This is a genomic window from Mesorhizobium sp. CA15 (genome assembly GCF_020165215.1).
In the GTDB taxonomy this organism is placed as follows: domain Bacteria; phylum Pseudomonadota; class Alphaproteobacteria; order Rhizobiales; family Rhizobiaceae; genus Mesorhizobium.
In genome coordinates this window covers 1-1242 of the sequence record NZ_JAIUHQ010000045.1, presented here as the reverse complement: position 1 = coordinate 1242, position 1242 = coordinate 1, and the positions used below count along the sequence as shown (strand labels likewise).

The following is a 1242-nucleotide window of genomic DNA, read 5'->3' as shown; positions in this document are numbered from 1 at the left end:
AAAAGGGTCACGCTTCTTCCGAAGTTACGCGTGCAATTTGCCGAGTTCCTTCAGCATAGTTCTCTCAAGCGCCTTGGTATACTCTACCTGACCACCAGTGTCGGTTTCGGGTACGGTCTATAAGGAGGAGCTATTTCCTGGAACCACTCCGCTGCCCTTTCAATCCGATAAGATTGGACAACTTGTGTGATCCGTCACTACCTCCAGGCCCACGAATATTAACGTGGTTCCCATCGACTACGCGTTTCCGCCTCGTCTTAGGGGCCGGCTAACCCTGCTCAGATTAACTTTAAGCAGGAACCCTTGGTCTTTCGGCGGGGGAGTCTCTCACTCCCCTTACGTTACTCATGTCAGCATTCGCACTTCTGATACCTCCACCGCCCCTCACGGGTACGGCTTCATCAGCTTACAGAACGCTCCGCTACCGCTCGTGATTGCTCACGAACCCTAAGCTTCGGTGTATGGCTTTAGCCCCGTTACATTTTCGGCGCAAAGACCCTTATTTAGACCAGTGAGCTGTTACGCTTTCTTTAAATGATGGCTGCTTCTAAGCCAACATCCTGGTTGTTTTGGGATCCTCACATCCTTTCCCACTTAGCCATAACTTGGGGACCTTAGCTGTAGGTCAGGGTTGTTTCCCTTTTCACGACGGACGTTAGCACCCGCCGTGTGTCTGCCGACTAGTACTCCCAGGTATTCGGAGTTTGGTTAGGTTTGGTAATCCGGTGAGGACCCCTAGCCCATCCAGTGCTCTACCCCCTGGGGTATTCGGTCGACGCTCTACCTAAATAGATTTCGCGGAGAACCAGCTATTTCCGAGTTTGATTGGCCTTTCACCCCTAGCCACAAGTCATCCCGAACTATTGCAACAGTTATGGGTTCGGTCCTCCAGTAAGTGTTACCTTACCTTCAACCTGCTCATGGCTAGATCACTCGGTTTCGGGTCTAATGCGACGAACTGAACGCCCTGTTCAGACTCGCTTTCGCTGCGCCTACACCTACCGGTTTAAGCTTGCTCGTCACACTAAGTCGCTGACCCATTATACAAAAGGTACGTGGTCACCCTTGCGGGCTCCCACTGTTTGTAGGCAATCGGTTTCAGGTACTCTTTCACTCCCCTTGTCGGGGTGCTTTTCACCTTTCCCTCACGGTACTAGTTCGCTATCGGTCATGCACGAGTACTTAGGCTTGGAAGGTGGTCCTCCCAATTTCAGACAGGATTTCACGTGTCCCGCCTTACTC

General features: G+C 51.9%; 1 rRNA gene. It reads right to left on the bottom strand.

Going from position 1 to position 1242, the window contains the following annotated elements:
- Positions 1 to 1242: ribosomal RNA gene (locus LB515_RS28050) — 23S ribosomal RNA — on the bottom strand; the annotation flags it as partial.